This window comes from Herpetosiphonaceae bacterium (assembly GCA_036374795.1).
Classification (GTDB): domain Bacteria; phylum Chloroflexota; class Chloroflexia; order Chloroflexales; family Kallotenuaceae; genus LB3-1.
Genome location: DASUTC010000026.1, coordinates 1 through 3737, shown reverse-complemented (window position 1 = coordinate 3737; position 3737 = coordinate 1). Strand labels below are relative to the sequence as shown.

The 3737-nt window shown below is 63.5% G+C and carries 3 protein-coding genes; all 3 read right to left on the bottom strand.

Annotated features, from left to right (window positions below; genetic code table 11):
• Positions 1-1259 (bottom strand): dynamin family protein (locus VFZ66_01660; protein HEX6287862.1); only part of this gene is annotated, 1259 nt, incomplete at its 3' end.
• 68 nt (positions 1260-1327) lie between these two features.
• Entirely contained in the window at positions 1328-2014 is a 687-nt protein-coding gene (locus VFZ66_01655; protein ID HEX6287861.1) for a PIG-L deacetylase family protein, read from the bottom strand.
• A gap of 257 nt (positions 2015-2271) precedes the next feature.
• Positions 2272-3081, bottom strand: a complete 810-nt coding sequence (locus VFZ66_01650; protein ID HEX6287860.1) for a hypothetical protein — start codon at positions 3079-3081, stop codon at positions 2272-2274.
• Positions 3082-3737: the final 656 nt, after the last annotated feature.

Sequence of the window (3737 nt, the reverse complement as noted above, 5' to 3'; positions counted from 1 at the left end):
CCGATCTCGCCGAGCATCTGGTCGCGGTTCATGGTGACGCGCCGCCTGTTGAGGTACTCGTTCACGCCCTGCCAGAGCCGGAACTGCCGATCGACCAGCCAGTCGATGATCTGCTGGACGCGCTGCTCGATCTGCGCGGGCGTGTCGCGGATCACGTCGTCCTCGAACTCGGCCCGAATCCGATCGGGCTTCAGCAGGTCGAACATGCGCCCGATGCGTACCGTCTCGTCAAAGAAGCTCATGCCGCGCAATTCCATCTCGTGCAGCAGATTTTCGATCTCGGCGATGTGCAGATGGAACTCTTTCTGCAAGTCCTCGCGGTAGAGCTCGATCTGCTTCTCGATGTTGTCGATCGTGATGAAATCTTCGCGCAGCATGCCCAGGCGATCGTCGACCGCCGTGCGGTACTTGGTGGTGAGCGACTGAGCCACGCCCAGCGGGTTGAGCAGCTTGAGCCGAATACGCTGCTCTTCGTCGAGCGTATCGGTGATGTAGCGCTCGATCGCCTCGAAGCGGCTCTGCTCCCAGCGCTGGTCGGTCGCGCCGTCGCCGTTGGAGGCGGCGCTCTGCTTGGTCTGCTGCGCCAGCCGCGCCGAGAGCGGGAAGACCTCCGGCTGGAGCCCAAGCAGCGGCATGGCGTTGTCGCGCACGAACTGCACTACCGTCTCGATCTCCTGCGGCTGCAAGATGTCGACCTTGTTGATCACCAGGACGATCTTCTTGCCCCACTCGCGGATCTGTTCGAGGAAGGCGCGCTCGGACTCGGTGAACGGGCGATCGGCGGAGGTGACGAAGAGCACCAGATCGGAGCGCGGGATGAAATCGCGCGTCAGCTCCTCGTGGCGGCGGATCACGGCGTTGGTGCCGGGCGTGTCCACGATGTGGATCTCGCGCAGCACATCTGCCGGGTAGAGGATCTCAAGCACAAACTCTTCGCGCAGCCGCTCGGCAGCCTCCGGCCCGTACTTGAGAATGTTGATGCGGTCAGTCGTCGGTGTGACGCCCTCGCGCAGCACGATCTCGCCGATCAGCGCATTGATGAACGACGACTTGCCGGAATTGAACTCGCCCGCCACCACGAGCAGAAACAGCTCATCAAGATGCACGATCGCTTCGTCGAGGGTACGCTGATCGGAGGGCATGGTATCGACGAAGCCGCTCAGCGCCTCGCGCAGCCGGTTCAATAGCTCTCGTTCTTGCGCTAACAGCGCTTCCTGGCGCTCGCCCAGCATCTTTTTGCGTCCCAACAATCCGCGCACGTCTGTTCTCCCGTACAATTGATGTTGTTAACTGATGTATAGCAAAACCGGGGCCGTGCTGTCTAGTGCTATTTTAGGTCTGTCCAGCGCCGAAAGCTCTCTTTCCGTCCCACCAGCTCGGCGATCGTCTTGCCCGGATTTTTGCGAAAGAAGAGGCCGTGCTGTGTGCGGTGCGCATCCAGCGCCGCGATCTTCTGCGGCAGCCAGGGCGTCACATCCAGCACGATGTCGGCGGGATCGTCGCGGTTGATGTGGTGCGGCTTTTCGGGATCGGCATACGCTCCGCTCCAGGTCAGCACCTCGGCTGGTCGCCACGGCATGAGCAGGCGCAGCGCGGCAAAGACCGAGTGGTGCGTGAAGATATGCTGCGGATGGCCGTACTCTCCATTCGAGCCGTGCGTCAGCACTACGTCCGGTCGCAGCCCCGCCATGATCTCGGCAATCGCCGCGCTGAACTCTTCGAGCGTTGCGTCGATGTGGTGGAGCGTGTCATCCTCCCCGACGAGCGGATCGCAGAACGGTAAGAAGTACACATCACGCGCGCCAAGCGCTGCGGCTGCCGCCCGCGCCTCGCGCTCGCGCACGCTGCCAAGCGCATCGCGGGTACACAGCGGCGGCTCGCCCGTCTCGCCGCCCTCGCCGCGCGTCGTCAGCAAGATCGAGACGGCGTGGCCCTCCGAGGCGTATTTGGCGATCATGCCGCCACAGAACGCGCTTTCATCGTCGGGATGCGCGGCAACGACCAGCACTTGCATGTTAGCTCCTGTTTCAAGTTCAAAGTTTCAAGGCCCTCACCCCGCTTCGCTGCGCTCAGCACCCCGCTCCCATTCCGATCGGAGAGGGGGAGGACAGTGTGGGGAATACCCGCGCCGGGTGCCCTCCGGGCATCGCCCCCGCCCCACGATCAGGCGGGCTTCCGCCTTCGCGGCCTTCAGCACAGGAGCGGGGCAGGTGGTTCTCGTTTTGTTCTTTGTTCGCCCAGAGGGCACCCGGTTCTTGGTTCTTTGTTCTTCTATCGTACCAGATCTCGCAGATCGAAGACCGGACCGGCGCTGCACACGAGCCGCCGCCCCTGTTTCGCCTCGATGCCGCACACGCCGCACACGCCGACGCAGCAGACCAGCCGCGCATCAGCCGGATCGAGCAGCGCGGCCTGAGCAAACTCGCGCGGCCATTGCAGCCGCACGCTCCGCACGCGCTGCGCCGCCTGGGGCAGATCGGCGCTGGGCAGCGCGAGCGCCAGGAGATCGGCCCAGCGCAGCAGTTGCTCGTCGAGCAGCGCAAGCGCCGCAGCAGCCGGATCAGGGCCGTGTGTGATGTTATACTCGGCGGCGGCTGGCAGCAGAAACGGCGGCGGAGCGCTCGTACCCGCGTCCGTTGAATCGTCTGAATCCTTGTCGCGCGCGCCGAGCACAACGCTGACCGCCAGGCCGCGCCCGACGGCATCGTGAGCCAGCCCGAAGAGCGCGGGCGCTTGCGCCGTCGTGCCGAGCAGCGCGAGCGTCCGAACGGATGCGCCGAGCTTCCAGCCATGACCGAGCGGCCCCAGGATGTCGAGCGCCGCGCCGCGTGGCTGGCTATTCAGAAACCAGTGGGCTGGATCGGTGTCGGGAACAAGCAGCGTGCAGGTGGCGACCTGTCGATCGGCTGCTGCGACGAACAGCGGTTGCCGCAGCAGCGGATCGTAGCTGCCGACGCTGGCACAGCGCAGCGCGATGAGCTGGCCCGCCTGCACGGCGGCAAGCTGCGCGGAGCCGAGCGTAAACGCGGCCCAGCGCTCAAAGCGCCGCTGATCGAGCAATATTGCCGTATGTTCGTGCATCGTTTCGAGTTCAAAGTGACGAGTTTCAAGTTCAAAGTTCAAAGTTTCAAGTTGAGGCCCTCACCCCCCGGTGCTGGCGCGCCACCCCCTCTCCAGGCCGGGTGCCAGCCCCAAAGGGTACCCCGGCATGGCACCCCCGTAGGAGAAGGGAAAGAATTGGACGGGGACGCCCCCACACCCCCGGCCTGACGGCTCTCTTCCGCCGCGCGATTATAGCATAGGTCCCAGCCGCCAACCCGTGGCACGCCGCGTGCTGCTATCGCTCGGTTCTAGGTGGGGTACTCGTAAGCGGGCTGGTAAAACTGGTAAAATCATGCTTGACATTGGGAGCCGTACATGGTAAACTGCGCGTTTGCGAAAACCATATTATAATTGATGCGTAATACAGAGTGTAATCACCCTGTTGGTTTACAAGTTGTCTCGTCGCGCCGGAAGGCGCACTTTTTGTCACTAGGAGAGGGAGCATAAATTGACCGGGTCCAGAGGCACCCCGCCGATGGAAGGGTCTTTTTGTGTTTCCTGGTGTGCTGAGGAGTGCAGTCCATGCCACCATTGACCGAAACGGTCGTCTTGCAGCCGCTGATCGCTGTTGGCGAAGATCCGATGGATGGCGCGAGGCCGCGCCGCCCAGAGCGCCGTAGCTACGCTCGCATCCA

Coding starts and splice junctions, on each gene's coding strand:
- VFZ66_01655 (HEX6287861.1), bottom strand. CDS start 2,014: ATGCAAGTGCTGGTCGTTGCCGCGCATCCCGACGATGAAAGCGCGTTC.
- VFZ66_01650 (HEX6287860.1), bottom strand. CDS start 3,081: ATGCACGAACATACGGCAATATTGCTCGATCAGCGGCGCTTTGAGCGC.